The organism is Belnapia sp. F-4-1, from assembly GCF_000802185.1.
In the GTDB taxonomy this organism is placed as follows: Bacteria; Pseudomonadota; Alphaproteobacteria; order Acetobacterales; family Acetobacteraceae; genus Belnapia.
The window spans coordinates 975,609-995,467 of sequence record NZ_KN676113.1 but is presented as its reverse complement, the minus strand read 5'-3'; the positions used below and the strand labels follow the sequence as shown (position 1 = coordinate 995,467).

Here is a 19,859-nt window from a genome sequence, read left to right as displayed (position 1 = left end):
GCATGATAGTGCTGTGCCCGGATGCCGAGCAAACCAGCCGAGGTGCCCCGGCGGAAGGGGGAACAGGCAGGGCGCTCGCATAGGGTGCCGCACCGGCCGGCGCCATGCCCCCTAGCCCGGCGGCGCGATCCGCTCGAACAGGTGCTCGTAGCGCAGCACCAGCCCCTCGCCATCCACCACCAGATCGGCCTCGAAGCCCCGCGACAGGCCGAGATCGACATAGCGCAGCCGCCCGGGCCCCTGACGGTCGTAGCGCTGGCTCGACCGGGCCACGGTCAGCGCCGGCCCGTCGATGAAGGCGGTGTCCAGGGCGAGGCTCGCCCCGGCTCCCTCCGGCGTCCGCCGGATGGGGAAGCTGTTGCAGAAGGGCGTGACGGAAAGATCGGGCTCGTCCGTCCTGTCGAGATCCGGGCGCAGCAGCCCATCCACCAGCCAGCCCGTCCCGGCCCGCTCCAGGTGCAGCACCCCATGGCCCCGCGCGCCCCAGCGCTCGACGGTGACGGATTGCGCCCGCCAGGCGCCGTCCAGGTGCCAGCGATGGTCGAGGCGATAGCCGCCCTCCTCCAGCCCGATCACCGTCGAGACCGCCGTGACGCCGCCGGGCCCGACCCGGAGGTCCAGCCGCTCCAACCCTTCGGTATCGGTCCGCCGCCAGTAGAGGATCGACCTGTCCATCGCCTGCTTGCCCCCGGCAGAGCATGCGCGCATCGCCGGGAGGAACGGAAGGGCGCCCACCACCTTGGGCCACGGCGCGCCCCCGGCTAGACTGCGGCGCGTTCAGGGGGACCAGCAATGGACGAGGATTTCCGCAAGGCCGCGCTCGACTACCACCGCCACCCGCGGCCCGGAAAGCTGGCGATTGAGCCGACCAAGCGCATGGCCACGCAGCGCGACCTCGGCCTCGCCTACTCGCCCGGCGTCGCCGCCGCCTGCGAGGAGATCGCCGCCAACCCCGACGCCGCCTGGGACTACACGACGCGCGGCAACATGGTCGCCGTCATCTCCAACGGCACCGCGGTACTCGGCCTTGGCGCCATCGGGGCGCTGGCCTCGAAGCCGGTGATGGAGGGCAAGGCCGTCCTCTTCAAGAAATTCGCCGGCATCGACTCCATCGACATCGAGGTCGAGGAGCGTGACCCCAAGAAGCTGATCGAGGTCATCGCCGCCCTCGAACCCTCCTTCGGCGCCATCAACCTCGAGGACATCAAGGCCCCCGAATGCTTCGAGGTGGAAAGCCGGCTGCGCGAGCGGATGCGCATCCCCGTCTTCCACGACGACCAGCACGGCACCGCCATCATCGTCGCCGCCGCCGTCCGCAACGGCCTCCTCCTCCAGGGCAAGCGGATCGAGGAGGTGAAGCTGGTCAACACCGGCGGCGGCGCCGCCGCGCTTGCCTGCCTCGACCTGCTGGTGGCGATGGGCCTCCGGCGCGAGAACGTCACCGTCTGCGACATCGCCGGCGTGGTCTATGAAGGCCGCGCGGAGCAGATGGACCCCTTCAAGGCCCGCTACGCCCGCCGCACCGATGCCCGCAGGCTGGAGGAGGTGCTGGAAGGCGCCGATGTCTTCCTCGGCCTTTCCGCCCCCCGCGTGCTGAAGGCCGAATGGCTGTCGAAGCTCGGCCCCAGGCCCCTGGTCCTGGCCTTGGCGAACCCCGAGCCCGAGATCCTGCCCGAGGCCGTCCGCGCCGCCCGCCCCGACGCCATCGTCGCCACCGGCCGCACCGACTACCCGAACCAGGTCAACAACGTCCTCTGCTTCCCCTTCATCTTCCGCGGCGCCCTCGATGTCGGCGCGACCACGATCAACGAGGCCATGAAGGTCGCCGCGGCGGATGCCATCGCGGCGCTGGCCCGCGTCGAAGCCTCCGAGGTGGTGGCTGCCGCCTATGGCGGCCAGGCCCCCGTCTTCGGCCCCGACTACATCATCCCGAAGCCCTTCGATCCCCGGCTGATCCTCGAAGTGGCGCCGGCCGTCGCCCGCGCCGCGATGGACAGCGGCGTCGCCCGCCGCCCCATCGCCGACTTCGCGCATTACCGGCGGGAACTGGAACGCTTCGTCTTCCGCTCCGGCAATCTGATGCGGCCGATGTTCGAGGCGGCGAAGGGCAGCCCCCGCCGCGTCGCCTATGCCGAGGGCGAGGACGAGCGCGTGCTGCGCGCCGTGCAGACCGTGCTCGACGACGGCATTGCCGAGCCGGTGCTGCTCGGCCGCCGCGCCGTTATCGAGGAGAAGGTCCGCAGCATGGGCCTGCGCATGGATCTTTCCGAATCGGTCCGCGTCCTCGACCCCGGCACCGACGAGGAGGCCTTCGCCCCGCTGCTCGCCCGCTACCAGGCCAAGGTCGGCCGCCGCGGCGTGCCCCCCGAGGCCGCGGCCCGCCGCCTCCGCACCGACCCGAACGTCGCCGCCGCCATGCTGCTCGAGGCCGGCGCGGTCGATGCCGCCCTCATCGGCGGCAGCGGCAACTGGATGGACCAGTGGCACGACGCCTACTCGATCATCGGCAAGCGCCCCGACGTGGCCCGCGTCTACGCGCTCTCGGCCGTCATCGTCTCCGGCGTCACGCTCTTCTTCGTCGACACCCACCTGCTGGTCGAGCCGACGCCGGAGCAGGTCGCCGAGATGACGCTGCTCGCCGCCGAGCAGGTCGAGGCCTTCGGCATCACCCCGAAGGTGGCGCTGCTCAGCCACTCCTCCTTCGGCGCCTCCAACGCGCCGACCGCGCGCACCATGCGCCAGGCGCTGTCGCTGATCCGCGCCCGCTCGCCCGGCCTCGAGGTGGATGGCGAGATGCATGCCGATGCCGCGCTGGTGCCGGCCATCCGGGCCCGCGCCGTGCCGGATTCGCCGCTGACCGATACGGCGAACCTGCTGGTCTTCCCCAACCTCGATTCCGCCAATATCAGCTTCAATCTGGTGAAGGCCGCCGCCGACGGCCTGCAGCTCGGCCCGATGCTGCTGGGGATGAAGCAGCCGGTGCATGTGCTGGTGGCGAGCGTCACCGCCCGCGGCATCGTCAACATGACGGCGCTCGCGGTGCACCAGGCGAACGGGCTCCGGGCGGAGGCGGGCTGAGGCCCGCCGCCCGCCCCTACCGCGAGGTCGCGGTGATCCCGAGCATCCGCTGCACCTCGGCAGGGCCGCCCGCCGCCGCGCCCGACAGCTCGCTCACCGGCACCGGCTTCGGCGGCTGCATGCTGATCGTCACCTCCTGCGCCTGGCCGCGCAGCAGCCGCTGCACCGCCGCCAGCACCGGCGCCACGGCGCCCGTGCCGCCCTGCATGGCGCCCGCCGCCTGGCTGGCCCAGGCCTCGCGCACCTGCCGCTCCGGCTGCCGCCGGTCCCGCGCCTCGGCCGAGGCCAGCCGCCCCAGCAGCGACTGGTCGAGGTAGCGCATGGTCATCGAGACCAGCCGGGCGGCGGCGAATTTTTCCTGCGTCGAGCCCTCAGGCGCGATGCCGTCCATGGTCAGCGACAGGCCGAAGGCCCCCGCATCCCGCACGCCGAGCAGCATCCCGGCCAGTTCCAGCCGCCCCGCCGCCTGATCGACCCGGCTCTCCACCGAGAAATCCCCGGTCAGCGCCCCGTAGCCGAGCCGCTGCAGCCAGGGCGCGATCATCGGGAAGGGCTCGACCCTGAGCCCCTCCAGCGTGACCCGCCCGGTATCCGGCCCGCCCTGGCCGAGCGCGCCCGTCATCCGCATGGCGCCGAGCGAGCCGACCGCGGCATCGCCCTGCGTCACCGTCACCCCCTCGATGGAGGCGGTATAGGCCCCCGGCGGCCGCGGCGGCGTCTGCTTGTCGGCCAGCGCGGCGAAGGTCCCGGCGAGGTCGATCCCCTCCAGCGCCATGCGCGCCACCTTCACCCGGTCGGCGACGCCGCCGCCTTCCGGCACCAGCACGTCGAGCCCGGTGACGGTCGCCCGTCCCGCCCGCCCGGCGCGGTAGTCCTGCACCAGGATCTCGGCGATGCCGACCGGCCGCTCGCCCTGCACCGCCAGCGCCTCCAGCCGCAGCAGGCCGAGGCTCATCTGGTCCGGCCGCATGGTCGCCCCCGGCGCCGGCCGCTGCACGCCGAAGTCGCGCAGCTCCATCCGCCCGATCGCCGTGACCTTCCCCTCCCTGGTGGTGAAGGTGAGGGTCTGCCCGGTGAGGGCGCCGATCGCATCCGCCCCCGGCCGCTCGACCACCATCTCCTGCGCGGTGATCCGCTCGCCCTCCCGCGTGCGGATCTCGGCATCCTGCATCCGCGCGGCATTCGGCCCGGCCTCGGCCGCGCTGCGGTAGGAAAGGCTCGTTCCAGGGCCCAGCATGGCGCGAAGCTGGCCGAGCGCCGCCGGCTCGTTCGGCGGCACCGGCGCGGGGGCCGCCGCCGGCGGGGCAGGGGCCGGGGAGGGCGCGGCCCCGCCATTGCCGAATTTGTCGGCGCGCGGTGCCGGCGCCGGGGGAGGGGTCTCGGCCCGCGGCGCCAGCATCGGCGGCGGATTGGCGAACTTGTCCACCTGCGGCGGCGGCGCGGGCGGCGGGACGGGCGCGGGCGCCGGGCCGAATTTCCCACCCGGCTGCTGCTGCGGCTGCGGTGCCCCCAGCGCCGGCGGCTTGCCCTGGGCCAGGGCGAAGCCGCCTCCCAGCATCGCCACCATCCCGCCCAGCACCCCGACGCCCCGCAAGCCGCGCATCCCTGCCTCCGTCCGATCCTTCAGGCCGAGTGTCGCATGGCCTCGCCGGACCCGCCTGCAATTTTGCGCCACCGCGACGAGTGCCCATCCCCCTACCGCCCGCGCTGCGCCGGGCCCATCTCCGCCGCATGAGCAAGCTGCCCACCGCCCCGGGCTCCACCGCCGTCACTGCGTTCCTCCAGCAGGTCGCGAGCCTCCCCGCCCGCCCGGCGAGCCACCGCCCCGGCCGGCTCATCATGGCGATCGACGCCACCGCCTCGCGCCAGCCCACCTGGGACCGCGCCTGCCAGCTCCAGGGCGAGATGTTCGGAGCGACGCGCGCCCTCGGCGGCCTTCTCATCCGCCTCGCCTATTTCCGCGGCTTCGAGGAATTCGCCGCCACCCCCTTCCTCGCCGATGCCGGGGAGCTGACCCGCCGGATGACCGGCATCGCCTGCCTCGGCGGCCAGACCCAGATCGGCCGCGTCTTCCAGCACGCGCTGGCGGAGACCAGGCGCGACCGCGTCCATGGCCTCATCCTGATAGGCGATGCGGTGGAGGAGCCGCTGGACCCGCTCTGCCACCAGGCCGGGCAGCTCGGCCTGCACGGCACGCCGGTCTTCGCCTTCCACGAGGGCGGCGACCCGCGCGCCCGCGACGCCTTCCGCCAATTCGCCAGGGTCTCCGGTGGCGCCTACGCCCCCTTCGACGCCGCCAGCGCCGCGACGCTCGGCGAGCTGCTGCGCGCCGTCGCCGTCTATGCCGCCGGCGGCCGCGCCGCCCTCACCCGGCTGCCGGGCGAGGCCGCCCGTCGCATCGCCGGCCAGCTTCCCGCGCCCGGCTGATGGCATATCTCGCTCTCGGTGCGCTGGCGCTGCTCCTTGGCCTCTGGCTGCTGCGCGCCTTCGCCGGGGCCTCGCCGGCGGCCATCCGGAAGGTGGGGCTCTGGCTGCTGGCCCTGTTCGGCACCGGCCTGCTCCTGCTCTTGCTGCTGAGCGGCCGTGGCGCCCAGGCGCTCTGGGCGCTGGTCTTCTTCGGCCCGGTGCTCTGGCGCCGCATCGGCGGCTGGATTGCCGCCCGCCGCTTCGCCCGCCCGGCCGACGATGCCAGCACGGTCGAGACGGCGACGCTGGCGATGCATCTCGACCACGTCACCGGCACCCTCTCCGGCCGCATCCTCCGCGGCGCGGAGGCCGGCCGCGACCTGGCGAGCCTCGACCTCCCCACCCTCTTCGCCCTCATGGCGGACTGCCGCAGCGCCGACCCGGAGAGCATCCCCCTGCTCGAGACCTGGCTCGACCGCACCCATCCCGGCTGGCGCGACGCCGCCTCCGAGCCCATGGAGGGCGGGCCGATGACCCGCGCCGAAGCGCTCTCCGTCCTGGGTCTCGAGGAGGGCGCCGATGCGGATGCCGTCCGCACCGCCCATCGCCGCCTGATGCGGAGCGCCCATCCCGACCGCGGCGGCAGCGACTGGCTTGCCGCCCGCATCAACCAGGCCCGCGACATCCTGCTGGGCTAACGAACGCCCCCCGGCCGGGCCGCGTTGGCTTCCCTTCACCCACCAAAGGGAGAAGCCCCATGACCAAGCCCAAAGGCAGCGACGACCGCAGCGGCCAGCTCGGCGAAACCGAGTTCCGCCAGGGCAACCGCGGCCAGCCCGCCACCGGCGAGAAGGACGCCCGCGGCCTCACCCGCGACAAGACCCTGCTTCAGGAGGAGGACGAGGCCCCGGTCCCCGGCGACGCCGCCCGCGGCCCCTGGGCCGTGGACACCACGCCGAAGGGCGATTGATCCACGCATGGCATCCAGGGCGCGGGCATAACTTGCCCCGCCCCCATCCCGCATGGCATCCCTCCGCCCGGGCGCCGCAACCGCGGCGCGCTGATCGCCACCCGAGAGGGAGAGCCCCGTGCCTGCCAAGAAGCCGCTGAAGAAGGCCGTCCTGCCCGTCGCCGGCCTCGGCACCCGTTTCCTGCCCGCCACCAAGGTGATGGCCAAGGAAATGCTCCCCGTCGTGGACAAGCCCCTCATCCAGTACGCCGTCGAGGAGGCGCGGGCCGCCGGCATCGAGGAGTTCTGCTTCGTCACCGGCCGCGGCAAGGTGATGCTGGTCGACCAGTTCGATGTCGCCGTCGAGCTGGAGCGCACGCTGACCGAGCGCGGCAAGCAGAAGGAGCTCGACATGCTCCACGCCCAGGCGGTGCAACCCGGCTCCATCATCACCACCCGCCAGCAGGTGCCGCTCGGCCTCGGCCATGCGATCTGGTGCGCCCGCGCCTTCATCGGCGACGACCCCTTCGCCATCCTCCTCCCCGACGACCTGATGCAGTGCGAGGTGTCCTGCACGAAGCAGCTCGCCGAGGCCTATAACGAGACCGGCGGCAACGTCGTCGCCGTCGAGGAAGTGCCGCGGGAGATCGTCAACCGCTACGGCGTCATCGACCCCGGCGCCACCACTGGCAAGCTCGTGGAAGTGAAGGGCCTGGTCGAGAAGCCCCCCGTCGAGCAGGCGCCCTCCAACCTCACCGTCATCGGCCGCTACGTGCTGATGCCCGAGGTGATCGGCCACCTCTCCAAGATGGAGCGCGGCGCCGGCAACGAGATCCAGCTCACCGACAGCATGGCGAAGCTGATCGGCACCCAGCCCTTCCACGGCGTGCTCTACGAGGGCCGCCGCTTCGACTGCGGCGACAAGGCCGGCTACCTCGAGGCGCAGATCGCCTTCGCCCTCGCCCGGCCGGACATGGCGCCGGCCATGCGCGGCATTCTCCAGCGTTACGCGTAAGGATCACGCGATGTCCGTCTTCCACCACGAATTCCATGGCACCGTCCTCCGCGAATACGACATCCGCGGCATCATCGGCGAGACGCTGCAGCCCGAGGACGCCTTTGCCATCGGCCGATGCTTCGGCTCGATCGTCACCCGCAAGGGCGGCACCAAGGTCGCGGTGGGCTATGACGGCCGCCTTTCCTCGCCCGACCTCGAGCCGCAGCTCGTCGCGGGGCTGCGCGCCTGCGGGCTTGAGGTGCTGCGCATCGGCCTCGTCGCCACGCCGATGCTCTACTTCGCCAGCCATGCGCTCGCCGCCGACGGCGCGGTGATGGTGACGGGCAGCCACAACCCGCCGAACTACAACGGCTTCAAGATGATGCTGGGCCAGAAGCCCTTCTACGGCCCGCAGATCCAGGAGATCGGCCGCATGGCGCGGGACGGCGACGTCGTCCCCGTCGCGACGGAGGGCACCGACCGCCCGGTCGAGATCATGGCCGACTACGTCGCCCGCGTGATGCAGGACTATGACGGCGGCACCCGCCCCCTGAAGGTCGTCTGGGACCCGGGCAACGGCTCCGGCTGCGAGGTGACGAAGGCGCTGGCGGGCAAGCTGCCCGGCGAGCACACCGTCATCAACGGCGACGTGGACGGCACATTCCCCAACCACCACCCCGACCCGACCGTCGCCAAGAACCTCGAGCAGCTCATCGCCGAGGTCGCCCGCACCAGGGCCGATCTCGGCATCGCCTTCGACGGCGACGCCGACCGCATCGGCGTCGTGGACAACGAGGGCCATATCCTCTTCGGCGACCAGCTCCTCATCATCCTGGCGCGCGACGTCCTCAAGTCGAAGCCCGGCGGCACCATCATCGCCGACGTCAAGGCGAGCCAGGTGCTGTTCGACGAGGTGCAGAAGGCCGGCGGCACGCCGCTGATGTGGAAGACCGGCCACTCGCTCATCAAGACCAAGATGGCCGAGACCGGCAGCCCGCTCGCCGGCGAGATGTCCGGCCACATCTTCTTCGCCGACAAGTGGTACGGCTTCGACGACGCGCCTTACTCCGCCATCCGCCTGCTCGGCATCGTCGCCCGCATGCAGGAAAGGCTGAGCGAGGTCCGCGCCGCCCTGCCGCAGGTCATCAACACGCCGGAGCTGCGCTTCGACTGCGCCGAGGACCGCAAATTCCAGGTGGTGCAGGAGGTGAAGCAGCGCCTCGCCGCCTCGGGCGCCCGCGTGCAGGACGTGGACGGCGTCCGCGTGCTGACGGATGACGGCTGGTGGCTGCTGCGCGCCTCCAACACCCAGGCCGTGCTCGTCGCCCGCTGCGAGGCATCGAGCGAGGCCGGGCTCGACCGGCTGAAGGCGCTGCTGGCCGAGCAGCTCATCGCCAGCGGCCTGCCCGTGCCCGACTTCTCCGCCGAGAACGCCGGCCACTGACACCGGGGCGTGCTGCTCTTCCTCTACGGCAGCCTGCTCGACCCAGAGGTGCTCGCCCGGCAATCGGGCGAGCGCCGCCTGGCCCGCCGCCTCCGCCCCGCGGTGCTGCCGGGCCACGCCCGCCGCCCCCTCCGCGGCACGCCCTACCCGACGCTGATCCGCCAGCCCGGCGCGGTCACCGAAGGCGCGCTCCTCCGCCCCGGCCCTGCGGCCTTCCGCCGCCTCGCCGCTTATGAGGGCGCCGAATACCGCCTCACCCCCGTCCGCCCACATACCCCACGCGGCCCGGTCCGCGCCCATGCCTGGGTCGCCCCGCGCTGGCGTGCCGGCTGACGGTCGGAGCTTGCCCGTCCAAGCGACAGGCTAGAGCGCCGGCGCCGCCTCCTGCCGGGCACGCAGCCAGGAGTCCAGCGCCTCCGGCGCCATCGGCCGGGCGATCAGGTAGCCCTGCGCTTCGTCGCAGTCCTGCCGGACCAGCAGGTCGAGCACCGCCTTGGTCTCCACCCCCTCGGCCACCACCCGGTGCCCGAGCCCCCGCAGCAGCGCGATCATGGCCGAGACCAGCGCATGCTGCCGCTGGTCCTCGGCCACGCCCTGCACGAAGCTGCGGTCGATCTTCACCACCTGCACCGGCAGCCGCTGCAGGTAGGAGAGGCTGCTGTGGCCGGTGCCGAAATCGTCGATCGCCAGATGCAGGCCCATTCCGGCCAGCGCCTCCAGCATCGCCAGCGCCTGGCCCGTATCGGCCATAACGGCACTTTCGGTCAGCTCGAGTTCCAGCCGGTCCGCCTCCAGCGCATGCCGCGCCAGCCCCTCCTGCACCCGCGTGGCGAAGTCCGGCTCGGCGAGGTTGGTCGCCGAGACATTCACCGAGAGCCGCAGGTCGAGGCCCGCCCGCCGCCAGGCCGCGAGCTGCCCCATGGCCTGCTGCATCACCCAGTCGGTGGCCGGCCGGGCCATGGCCGTCTGCTCGACCAGCGGCATGAACTCCCCGGGCGAAACCTCGCCGAGGGTCGGATGGCGCCAGCGCAGCAGCGCCTCCGCCCCGCAGCAGCGGCCGCTTGCCAGGTCGATCCTCGGCTGGAAGACGAGGCGGAGCTGCTCCGGCTGCTGCAGCGCCTCGGCGAAGGCATCGAGCAGGGCGAAGCGCCGGCGATGCGCCGCGTCCTGCGCGGAGGAGAACAGCCCGACCCGCTGCACCGCCTGGCGCGCATCCTGCGCCGCGCTGTGGGCCGTCCGCAGCACGTCCTGCGGCTCCGCCTCGCCGAGCATGAAGGGGGCGATGCCCGCGGTGGCGCCGGCGAGGAAGCGCGCATCGCCGCCCCGCAGCCGCTCGAGCGCCCCGGCCAGCCTTCCGGCATAGACCGCCTCCTCCGTGCCGGGCCGGGCCAGGAAGACGAACTGGGTGGCGGCGACGTGATAGGCCTTGCGCTGCGGCCCGACCACCTGGCGCAGCTGCCGCGCCACCTCGCGCACCTGCCCGTCGATGAAGCCGGGCCCCAGCACGCGCACCGCCTGGCTGATCTGCTCGGGCCCGGCGAGGTCGATCAGCACGGCGAGGCGGCGCTCCGGCGCCGGCAGGTCCCGCGCCATGTCCTCGAGATCCTCGATGAATTGCAGCCGGTTGGGCAGGCTGCTCATCGGGTCGATGCGGCCGAAGGCATGCTGCAACTCGATCTGCGCCATCGCCATGGCGGCGAGGTCGGCCAGCGCCCGCATCTCCTCCTCGCTCGCCTCGCGCGGCTCCGTCCCGAGGACGCACATGGCGCCGAGCCCGTAGCCGTCCCGCGTGACCAGCGGCGCCCCGGCATAGAAGCGGATACCGGAACGGGCCAGCAGGCTTTCCCGGTAGCAGGGATCGGCGAGCAGGTCGGGAATCAGCAGGGTGTCGGCGGTCTCCGCCACCGCGGCGCAGGGCGCCTTCTCGCGGGGGATGGACCGGTGCTGCACCCCGACGCGGGACTTGAACCACTGCCGGTCGAGATCGGTGAGGGAGATCGCGGCGATCGGCAGCCGGAAGAGTTGCGCCGCCATGCGGGTGATGCGGTCGAAGGCCTCGCTTGGCGGCGTATCGAGAAGGTCGAGCTGCCTCAGGGCATCCAGTCGCGCGGCTTCGGTGGGCATCGCTGTCCTTGGTTGACAATGAGGCGCTTGAGGGACGGATGGGTATCGTGGGCAACTAACGCAAGATGATTACCGGCGGCTTTACCGTAAGATGATCGCGGGATGTTGTTGCTTAAGGAATAAAATCCTGATAGGATGGCTGTCCTGATCGTCGGACGCGTCCCATGCCCCTCCACCGCCGCAAGCCGCGCCGCCCCGACCCTATCCCCGCCGGCCTCTTCCCTGCCGACTTCCTCGCGCGGCACGACATCCTCCGCCGCATCTACCTCGACCCGCTCACCTGCCTGACGCCACCCCGACCCTGGGCGCCCATGACCGACCGCGAATGGGCCGAGATGGAACCGCTCATGGCCGCCATGGGCTGCGGTGGACTGCACGAGCGCGGCCGGCCGCTCGACGGCACCCCGCGCGCCCGGCTCGACGCCATCTTCCGCTGGGCCACCACCAAGCACCAGGGCGGCCGCGCGCCCTGGCGCCTGCTGCCGCCCGGGCACGGCAAGCCGGACACCGTCTCGCGCTCCTACCGCCGCTGGGCCCGCGCCGGCCTCTGGCCCCGCCTGCTCGTGGCGCTGGCCATGCACCCGCGGCGCCTCGCAACCCTGGCGCACCGCATCTGCTGCGCCTTCCGCCGCGCCATCCGCCTTTGCGGCAATCTCCACGCCATCGTCCTCGCCCGCCGCCTGAAGCTGTTCTCCGCGCTGCCTGCGCCGTCGCAGTTCCTCCCCGACCCGGATTTGTCCGAAACCTACCAACCCGTCTTCACCCGCTTCGCCCAGTCCATGCTGGAGCGCCCCTGGCACCCGCCCAGGCAGCTCTGGCGCACGCTGCACTCGATGCACCGCTTCGTCGCAGGCCGCGCCCGCATCCCGCGATGGATGGAGCCGGCATGAGCGCCGCATTGACGCGGAGCATCCCGGCTCCCTACCTTGTTCCTCGAATGCACAAGGGTCCAAGCCGTTGATGTTTCCGCCGAAACCGCCGATCGGCGCGGCCGGTGGCGCCACCCTCCTCGCCGGGCTCGACAGCCGCGCCGCGACCATCCTGCGCGAGCTGGTCGAAATCTACGTCACGACCGGGGAGCCGGTCGGCTCGCGCACCCTCTCGCGCCGCCTGCCCCTCGGCCTCTCGCCGGCCTCCATCCGCAACGTGATGGCCGACCTGGAGGAGGCCGGGCTGCTCTACGCCCCGCACACCTCCGCCGGCCGGCTGCCGACCGAGCGCGGCCTCCGCCTCTTCGTCGACGGGCTGCTGGAGTTCGGCGACCTCGGCGAGGAGGAGCGGAGCGAGATCGCCGCCCGCTGCGCCGCCTCCGGCCGTTCCATGCAGGAAACGCTGGCCGAGGCCGGGCAGATGCTCTCCGGCCTCGCCGGCGCCGCCGGCCTCGTCGTCGCGCCGAAATCGGAGGGGACGATCCGCCATATCGAGTTCGTCGGCCTCGGCCCCGGCCGCGCGCTCGTCGTGCTCGTCACCGCCGATGGCCGCGTCGAGAACCGCGTCATCGACGTCCCCCCCGGCCTGCCGCCCTCCGCCCTGGTGCAGGCGAGCAACTACCTGAACGCGCGCCTCGCCGGCCGCTCGCTCGACGAGGCGCGGCTGCATGTCAGCGAGGAGATCTCGGCCAACCGCACAGCGCTCGACGCCCTGACCAACCAGGTGGTCGAATCCGGCCTCGCCACCTGGACCGGCGGCGGCGGCGGCAGCCTCATCATCCGTGGCCAGGCGAAGCTGCTGCAGAACCTCGACCAGGCTGCCCGCCTCGGCGAGATCCAGGCGCTGTTCGAGCGGCTGGAGGCGCAGGAGACGGTGCTCCGCCTGCTCGACCTCGCCCAGCGCGGGCAGGGCGTGCAGATCTTCATCGGCGCCGAGAGCGGGTTGTTCGACAGCGCCGGCCTCTCCATGGTCGTCGCCCCCTTCCGCAACGGCCAGGAGAAGATCGTCGGCGCCATCGGCGTCATCGGCCCGACGCGGATCAATTACGGCCGGGTCATCCCGGTGGTCGACTATACGGCGCGCGTGATCGGCCGCCTTTTGGGGTGACCCGGCGGGCGGGAACGCTTCCGGCATTCCGGCTTTGGGGTGTCGGTTCAACCGTCAAGGAGTGGGCAAGGCGTCCATGCGACACCCGTCCCGTCCTGGCGGGAACCCGCCCCGCCACCACGGATGGATCCGATCGTGAGCTTCCGACCCAGCCTGTTCCGCAGCTTCTTCCTCGGCGGCTTCGAATGCTCGACGCATCGCCGCAATGATGGCCGTCGCCTCGACCTCATCGCCGCCACCCGGCATGACCTGCTGGCCGAGGAGGATTACCGCCAGGTCGCCGAGCACGGCATCCGCGCGGTGCGCGACGGGGTGCGCTGGCACCTCGTCCAGGCCGCCGGTCCCGGCCAGTATGACTGGTCGCCCGTGCAACCGCTGCTCCAGGCCGCGAGCCGCACCGGCACCCAGGTGGTCTGGGACCTCTGCCATTACGGCTGGCCGAACTGGCTCGACTTCTATTCGGACGACTTCGCCCCGCGCTTCGCCGAGTACGCGGTGCGCTTCGCCGAACTGGCCCGCGCCGAGACCGGCCAAGCGCCGACCCTCTGCCCGCTGAACGAGATCTCCTTCCTCGCCTGGGCCGGCGGCGAGACGGGCCACTTCAACCCCTGCAGCCGCGGCCGCGGGCCGGAAGTGAAGCGCCAGGCCGTCGCCGCGACGCTGGCCGCGACGCGCGCCATGCGCCAGGCCGTGCCCGGCACCCGCGTCTTCGCGGTGGAGCCGCTGATCAACACCGTCGGCCGCCCCAACGTGGTGGAGGACATCGCCCCCTCCGAGGCGCGCAACGCCGGCATGTGGGAGGCCTGGGACATGCTGCTCGGCCGGCAGGCGCCGGAGCTCGGCGGCAGCGAGGACGTGCTGGACGCCATCGGGGTGAATTTCTACTGGAACAACCAGTGGTGGCTTCATGAGGGCCGCGACGCCGCCCCGCTCTCCGTCTTCGACGAGCGCTGGGTGCCGCTGCGCGAGCTGCTGGCCAAGGTCCACAATCACTTCAAGCGCCCCATCTTCGTCGCCGAGACCAGCATCGAGGGCGATCGCCGTGCCCTCTGGCTGCGCTACGTCGCCGAGGAGGTGCGCGAGGCCATCCGCGCCGGCGTGCCGGTGGAGGGCATCTGCCTTTACCCCGTGCTCAGCCATCCGGGCTGGGACAATGACCGCTACTGCCCGAACGGCCTCCTGGAGATGGAGCCCCGACATGGCCGCCGCCCGGTCCATGCCCCGCTGGCGCGGGAGCTGCGGCGGCAGCAGCAGGACTTCGCCGAGTTCTTCGGCGAGCGCTCCGACGCCGCTGCCTGACAGGGCTGATCCACCGCCACCAGGCCGGCTGCCGCGAGGCGCTGGCCGACCTCCAGCCCTGACTTGCCGAGCGGGTGCCCACCGTCAGTGCCTCCAGCCGCCCGCCCAGCGCACAGCTTCGCCCCGCCATTCCAGGGGTGCGGTTCTTGCGGAGGTGTTACAGGCTGGGGCACGACCCCGCCCGAAGGAACTGGTCACATGTCTGAGAGCTCGACTGCCCCCGCCGGGATGAATGGCGCCGCCACCGCGCCGACCTTGCCGCCGCTTTACCGCCAGCTCGAGGGGCTGACCGCGGAGCGCCACAGCGCGCTCCGGCTGCGCGACGCCGGCTACGGCTTCGCCGCCGCCGCCAGCGCGGTGCCGCTCGCCGCCGAGGAATTCGCCATCGCCGCGCGTAGCCTTGCCATCGTCTTCGCTGCCCAGGCGCCGCACATGCCGGTCGCACTGACCGGCTTGGCGGCAGGCACCAACCTCTTCGTCGACAGCGGCGGGGCCTGGAAAATCGGCGCCTATGTGCCGGCCTACCTGCGCCGCTACCCGTTCTTCCTGCTGCGCGTGACGCAGGACTCCGACGAGCTCGCCCTCTGCATCGACCCGGGGGCGCCGCAGGTGAGCGACAGCGCGGGCGAGCCGCTCTTCACCGCGGACGGCAAGCCGGCGCCGCAGCTCGAGCGCGCCTTCGCCTTCACCAAGTCGGTGGAGGAGGCGATGCTGCGCACGCGCACCATGACGCAGCGCCTGGCGGAACTCGGCCTGCTGAAATCCTCCGTCGTGCAGTTCGAACAGCATGGCCATCCGGTGCGGATCGACGGCTTCTTCGCCGTGGATCGCCCGGCGCTGGCCGCCCTGCCGCCCGAGCAGCTCGCCGAGCTGCGTGACCATGGCTGGCTCGAGGTGATCTACGCCCATCTCCTCTCGATCGGCGGCATCCCGGACCTGGCGCGCGGCATCGGCGGGTAGATGGACGAGGGCGGCCGGGAGGACTAACAGACGGTCAAGGCTCCATCGGGAGGAAGCATGACCGGACGCCGTCACCTGCTGGCCGTTGCGGCCGGGCTGCCCGCCGCCGCCCTTGCCCACGACGCGCGGGCGCAGCAGCGTCTCGCCAGCCTCTACATGTTCATCCCGGCCGGGCCGGGCGGTGGCTGGGACGGCCTTGGCCGGGCGATCGAGCAGGTCGCGCGGCAGGCGGGCCTCGTCGGCAGCTTCCAGTTCGAGAATGTCGGCGGCGCGGGCGGCTCGGTCGGCCTGCCGCGCTTCGTCGGCCAGCGCCGCGGGCGGCCGGATGCACTGATGGTCGCCGGCTCCATCATGGTCGGCGCAACGCTCACCAACAAGACGCCGGTCGGGCTGAAGGACGTGACGCCGGTCGCGCGCATGACGGAGGAGGCCGGCGTCGTCGTCGTGCCGGCCAGCTCCGACATCAAGGACCTCAAGGGTTTCCTCGACGCGCTCAAGGCCAATCCGGGCGGTACCTCCATCGCCGGCGGCTCGGCGGGCGGGACGGACCACATCACCCTTGGCCTCATCCTGAAGGCGCTCGGCCGCTCGGCGAAGGAGGGCTCCTACGTCGCCTTCGCCGGCGGCGGCCCGGCCCAGGCGGCGATCCTCGGCGCGCAGGTGAAGGCCGGGATCTCCGGCTATTCGGAGTTCGCCGAGCAGATCAAGTCTGGCCGCATGCGCGCGCTCGCCACCACCGGCGATCAGCGCCTCGACCCGGCGATCCCGACGCTGAAGGAGAGCGGCGTCGACGTGGTGATCACCAACTGGCGCGGCGTCTTCGCCCCGCCCGGCATCCGGCCCGACGCGCGCGACAAGCTTGTCGCACTGATGACGGAGATCCACGCCCTGCCGGCCTGGACGGAGATGCTGAAGACGCGGGAATGGGCGGACGCCTTTCTCACCGGCGACGCCTTCAGCGCCTTCCTCGCGCAGGACGTGACACAGACCGAGGCGGTGCTGAAGGACATCGGGCTCGCGTGACCCGGCCCGGCACCGGCCCCGACCTCGCGGTCGGAGCCTTCGTCCTGCTGCTCGGCGCGCTCGCGCTTTGGCAGACGAGCGTGATCCCGGCCTCGCCGATCTATGCCCAGGTCGGCCCCAAGGCGGTGCCCTATGTGGTTTCGGCCGGCCTCTTCGCTCTCGGCGCCGGGCTGGTGGCGAGCGCGCTCCGCGGTGGCTGGTCGCACACGCTGGACGGGGTGCGCGAGGCGCCGCCGACCAACTGGCGTTCGCTTGGTCTGCTGCTGGCGGGGCTCGCGGCCAACCTCGTGCTGATCGGCCCGCTCGGCTTCTCCATCGCGGCGAGCGCGCAATTCGTGCTTGTGGCCGCCGCCTTCGGCTCCCGCCGCCTGCTGCGCGATCTGGTGCTGGCGCTGGTGCTGACCCTCTTGGTCTGGTTCCTCTTCGTCGAGCTGCTCGGCGTCAACATCGGCGCGGGCGTGCTGGAAGGCCTCGTGCTGCGTGCCCTCGGCCAGGAGGTAATCTGATCATGCGGCCTGCTTATCCGCTTCGCGGCTTCGCCGCTCCACGGGCAGGACGCCGATGATGGACAGCATCGCCGGCCTGCAGCTCGGCTTCGCCAATGCGCTGACGCTCGGCAATCTCGGCTGGGCGCTGCTCGGCTGTTTTCTCGGCACGGCGATCGGCGTGCTGCCCGGCATCGGCCCGGCGCTGACCATTGCGCTGCTGCTGCCGATCACCTTCAAGGTGGAGGCGACGGGCGCCTTCATCCTGTTCTGCGGCGTCTTCTACGGTGCGATGTATGGCGGCTCCACCACCTCCATCCTGCTGAACACGCCAGGCGAGAGCGGCTCCATCATCACCGCGCTCGAAGGGGCGAAGATGGCGCGCAACGGCCGTGCCGGCCCGGCGCTGGCGACGGCCGCCATCGGCAGCTTCGTGGCCGGCACCATCGGCACGCTGGGCATCAGCTTCCTCGGCCCCGTCGTCGTCAACCTCGCGCTGAAGCTCGGCCCGGCCGAGTATTTCTCGCTGATGCTGCTCTGCTTCGTCACCGTCTCGGCGGTGCTCGGCGGCTCGGCGCTGCGGGGCCTCACCAGCCTCTTCTTCGGCCTGCTGCTCGGGCTGGTCGGCATCGACCTGCAGACCGGCCAGCCGCGCATGACGCTCGGCGTGCCGGAACTGCTGGACGGGGTGAACGTGGTGCTCGTCGCCGTCGCGCTCTTCGCCGTCGGCGAGACGCTCTACATGGCCTGGCGGCATACGAACGCGGCGCCGCAGGTGCGCCAGGTCGGCAGCATCATGATGTCGCGCCAGGACTGGCGGCGCAGCATCGGCCCCTGGTTCCGCGGTTCGCTGCTTGGCTTCCCCTTCGGCGTGATGCCGGCGGGCGGCACCGAGATGCCGACCATGCTCAGCTACTATGCCGAGAGGAAGCTGGTGAAGCCGGAGCATGCGAAGGAGTTCGGCACGACGGGCGCCATCGAGGGCGTGGCGGGGCCGGAGGCGGCGAACAACGCGGCGGCGGCCGGCATCCTGGTCCCCATGCTGACCCTCGGCCTGCCGACCTCGGCGACGGCGGCGATCATGCTGAGCGCCTTCCAGAGCTACGGCATCAACCCCGGCCCCTTGCTCTTCGAGCAGCAGGGCGCGCTGGTCTGGACGCTGATCGCCAGCCTCTACATCGCCAACATCATGCTGGTGGTGCTGAACCTGCCGCTGGTCGGGCTGTGGGCGCGCATCCTCAAGATTCCCCAGCCCCAGTTGTACGCCGGCATCCTGGTCTTCGCGACCATCGGCACCTACGGCATCAGCAACAGCGTGACCGACCTCGTGCTGCTCTACGTCATCGGCATCATCGGCATGTTCATGCGGCGCTTCGACTTCCCGACCGCGCCGGTGGTCATCGGCATGATCCTCGGCCCGATGGCGGAGCAGGCGATGCGCCAGGCGCTGACCATCAGCGAGGGAGACTGGACGACCTTCCTCACCCGCCCGGTCTCGCTGGCGATCCTGCTGCTGGCCCTGGTCGCGTTGGTGGGGCCGCGATTGTATGGGCGCTTCGCCGGCGCCAGGTAGGGGCGACGGCCGGCGCCGCTACTCCGCCGCCTGCGCCATCTTCCAGTCGCCATGCGCTGCGCGCCCCAAGCCGAGGTGGTCTCGCAGCGTCGGGCCCGAATAGTCCTTGCGGAACAAGCTGCGGCGTTGCAACTCCGGGACGACGAATTGAACGAACTCGGCATAGGTGCCGGGAACATGCGTCGCGGAGATAACGAAGCCATCGCAGGCGCCGCCCGTGAACCAGGCCTCGAGCTTGTCCGCCACCTCCTTCGGCCCGCCGACCATGTCCATCTTCGGCCGGCCGCGCCCGCTGCCGGTGATGAAGTCGCGCACTGTCGGATTCTTCTTCCCCGTCGCCTCCACCACGCGGTCGCGGATCGCCTGCAATCCCTGGATGCCGGCCATCTCCTCGTCGGTGAAGGGCTCGTCCATGCCCTTGCTGGCGAAGTCGAAATTCAGCGCCTCGGAAAGCAGCGAGAGCGCGTCGATCTCGAGCGGCAGCTTCTCGATCAGCGCCGCGCGATCCTCGGCCTCGGCCCGCGTCGCGGCGCAGATCGGGTTGCAGAGCGTCGCCACCTTCACCGAGGAGGGATCGCGCCCCGTGGCGGCGACCATCGCCTTGAAGGCGTCGTAGTCGCGCTTGCCGGAGGCGATGTCGTGATAGGCGACAAAGACCAGCTCCGCCCAGCGCGCCGAGAAGGCCTTGCCGCGCCCGCTGCTGCCCGCCTGGATCAGCACCGGCCGCCCCTGCGGCGAGCGCGGCACGGTGAAGGGCCCGCGGGAGTTGAGGAACCGCCCACGGTAGTCCAGCCGATGCACCTTGTTGCCGTCGCCGAAGCGGCCGGAGGACTTGTCGACGATCAGCGCATCGTCCTCCCAGGCATCCCAATGGCCGAGCACCACCTCGACGAACTCATCCGCGCGGTCGTAACGCGCGTCATGCGCCATCATCTCCGCATGGCCCATATTCGCCGCCTCGCCGTCGTTCAGCGAGGTGACGACATTCCAGGCCGCGCGGCCATCGCTCATCAGGTCGAGCGTCTGGAAGGCGCGGGCGACGTGGTAGGGCTCGTAATAGGTGGTCGAGGCGGTGGAGCCGAGGCCGAGGCGTTGCGTCGCCGCCGCCATCATCGTCAGCACCACCACCGGGTCGAGCTTCACGCAGCGGATGCCGTGCTCGATCGTGTGATGGTGGTCGGAGCCGTAGCGGTCCGGCATGGAGAGCCGGTCGTCGAAGAAGGCGAGGTCGAACTTCCCCGCCTCCAAAATGCGTCCGATTTCCTGGTAGTAGTCGGCGCGGAGGAAATCCGTCCGGCTCTCCGGGTGCCGCCAGGACGAGGCGAGGTTGGTGCAGTTCTGCGCCTGCAGGAAGCCTACGAGATGCATCTGGCGCATGGCCCATTCCCTCCGTGATTGGCGAAAGCCTCGCCCCCGGACGGCCGTCGGTCAATGCTGGCGCCCTTGGGCGAGGGTGCTAGCATCCCGCCCGGGTGGAGATGTCC

18 protein-coding genes are annotated in these 19,859 nt (G+C 71.7%); 14 read left to right on the top strand and 4 right to left on the bottom strand.

What is annotated here, in order from left to right; translation table 11 throughout:
* Nucleotides 1-111 precede the first annotated feature (111 nt).
* Nucleotides 112-675: a putative glycolipid-binding domain-containing protein gene (locus LH62_RS04915; RefSeq protein ID WP_043359655.1), complete on the bottom strand. Its 564-nt coding sequence runs from the start codon at nucleotides 673-675 to the stop codon at nucleotides 112-114.
* A gap of 117 nt (nucleotides 676-792) precedes the next feature.
* Here LH62_RS04915 and LH62_RS04910 point away from each other — a divergent pair, with 117 nt between their 5' ends.
* On the top strand, nucleotides 793-3,078 hold the full coding sequence (locus LH62_RS04910; protein ID WP_043359654.1) for an NADP-dependent malic enzyme: 2,286 nt from the start codon (nucleotides 793-795) through the stop codon (nucleotides 3,076-3,078).
* Between the two features lie 16 nt (nucleotides 3,079-3,094).
* Here the strand turns inward: LH62_RS04910 and LH62_RS04905 are convergent, their stop codons facing one another.
* Complete coding sequence (locus LH62_RS04905; protein ID WP_043359652.1) at nucleotides 3,095-4,681, bottom strand: hypothetical protein; 1,587 nt, start codon at nucleotides 4,679-4,681, stop codon at nucleotides 3,095-3,097.
* A 128-nt stretch (nucleotides 4,682-4,809) separates the two neighbouring features.
* Here LH62_RS04905 and LH62_RS04900 point away from each other — a divergent pair, with 128 nt between their 5' ends.
* The 6 genes from LH62_RS04900 to LH62_RS04875 all read left to right on the top strand — a co-directional run bounded on the left by LH62_RS04900 (nucleotide 4,810) and on the right by LH62_RS04875 (nucleotide 9,207).
* Complete coding sequence (locus LH62_RS04900; RefSeq protein ID WP_043359651.1) at nucleotides 4,810-5,505, top strand: hypothetical protein; 696 nt, start codon at nucleotides 4,810-4,812, stop codon at nucleotides 5,503-5,505.
* Nucleotides 5,505-6,182: a hypothetical protein gene (locus LH62_RS04895; protein ID WP_043359650.1), complete on the top strand. Its 678-nt coding sequence runs from the start codon at nucleotides 5,505-5,507 to the stop codon at nucleotides 6,180-6,182. Before LH62_RS04900 ends, LH62_RS04895 begins: the two co-directional genes overlap by 1 nt.
* Nucleotides 6,183-6,241: 59 nt before the next feature.
* Nucleotides 6,242-6,454, top strand: coding sequence for a hypothetical protein (locus LH62_RS30125; protein ID WP_043359649.1), 213 nt, complete (start codon nucleotides 6,242-6,244; stop codon nucleotides 6,452-6,454).
* 118 nt (nucleotides 6,455-6,572) lie between these two features.
* Complete coding sequence (locus LH62_RS04885) at nucleotides 6,573-7,448, top strand: UTP--glucose-1-phosphate uridylyltransferase (RefSeq protein WP_043359647.1); 876 nt, start codon at nucleotides 6,573-6,575, stop codon at nucleotides 7,446-7,448.
* Nucleotides 7,449-7,458: 10 nt separating this feature from the next.
* A complete protein-coding gene (gene pgmG / locus LH62_RS04880) occupies nucleotides 7,459-8,874 on the top strand; it encodes a phosphoglucomutase/phosphomannomutase PgmG (protein ID WP_043359646.1) in 1,416 nt (471 codons plus the stop codon).
* Nucleotides 8,875-8,883: 9 nt separating this feature from the next.
* The gene (locus LH62_RS04875) at nucleotides 8,884-9,207 is read left to right on the top strand and encodes a gamma-glutamylcyclotransferase family protein (RefSeq protein WP_043359645.1); all 324 of its coding nucleotides are present in this window, start codon (nucleotides 8,884-8,886) and stop codon (nucleotides 9,205-9,207) included.
* Between the two features lie 30 nt (nucleotides 9,208-9,237).
* On the opposite strand, the gene LH62_RS04870 is transcribed toward LH62_RS04875, so the two are convergent.
* On the bottom strand, nucleotides 9,238-10,998 hold the full coding sequence (locus LH62_RS04870; protein ID WP_043359644.1) for a bifunctional diguanylate cyclase/phosphodiesterase: 1,761 nt from the start codon (nucleotides 10,996-10,998) through the stop codon (nucleotides 9,238-9,240).
* Nucleotides 10,999-11,162: 164 nt separating this feature from the next.
* On the opposite strand from LH62_RS04870, the gene LH62_RS28040 reads away from it, so the two are divergent.
* From LH62_RS28040 to LH62_RS04835, 7 genes are all read left to right on the top strand, one after another.
* Nucleotides 11,163-11,888 carry a transposase gene (locus tag LH62_RS28040; RefSeq protein ID WP_052213716.1) on the top strand — a complete coding sequence of 242 codons (726 nt, stop codon included), beginning with the start codon at nucleotides 11,163-11,165 and terminating at the stop codon, nucleotides 11,886-11,888.
* 70 nt (nucleotides 11,889-11,958) lie between these two features.
* A complete protein-coding gene (gene hrcA, locus LH62_RS04860; protein WP_043359641.1) occupies nucleotides 11,959-13,035 on the top strand; it encodes a heat-inducible transcriptional repressor HrcA in 1,077 nt (358 codons plus the stop codon).
* A 135-nt stretch (nucleotides 13,036-13,170) separates the two neighbouring features.
* Nucleotides 13,171-14,334: a beta-glucosidase gene (locus LH62_RS04855; RefSeq protein WP_236552474.1), complete on the top strand. Its 1,164-nt coding sequence runs from the start codon at nucleotides 13,171-13,173 to the stop codon at nucleotides 14,332-14,334.
* A 198-nt stretch (nucleotides 14,335-14,532) separates the two neighbouring features.
* Nucleotides 14,533-15,294, top strand: a complete 762-nt coding sequence (locus LH62_RS04850) for a SapC family protein (protein WP_082012351.1) — start codon at nucleotides 14,533-14,535, stop codon at nucleotides 15,292-15,294.
* 57 nt (nucleotides 15,295-15,351) lie between these two features.
* Entirely contained in the window at nucleotides 15,352-16,317 is a 966-nt protein-coding gene (locus LH62_RS04845; RefSeq protein ID WP_052213714.1) for a tripartite tricarboxylate transporter substrate binding protein, read from the top strand.
* The gene (locus LH62_RS04840; RefSeq protein ID WP_043359637.1) at nucleotides 16,314-16,823 is read left to right on the top strand and encodes a tripartite tricarboxylate transporter TctB family protein; all 510 of its coding nucleotides are present in this window, start codon (nucleotides 16,314-16,316) and stop codon (nucleotides 16,821-16,823) included. The genes LH62_RS04845 and LH62_RS04840 overlap by 4 nt, the downstream gene beginning before the upstream one ends.
* A gap of 55 nt (nucleotides 16,824-16,878) precedes the next feature.
* Nucleotides 16,879-18,375: a tripartite tricarboxylate transporter permease gene (locus LH62_RS04835; RefSeq protein WP_369796738.1), complete on the top strand. Its 1,497-nt coding sequence runs from the start codon at nucleotides 16,879-16,881 to the stop codon at nucleotides 18,373-18,375.
* A gap of 18 nt (nucleotides 18,376-18,393) precedes the next feature.
* On the opposite strand, the gene LH62_RS04830 is transcribed toward LH62_RS04835, so the two are convergent.
* Nucleotides 18,394-19,752, bottom strand: a complete 1,359-nt coding sequence (locus tag LH62_RS04830) for an LLM class flavin-dependent oxidoreductase (RefSeq protein ID WP_043359635.1) — start codon at nucleotides 19,750-19,752, stop codon at nucleotides 18,394-18,396.
* Nucleotides 19,753-19,859 lie beyond the last annotated feature (107 nt).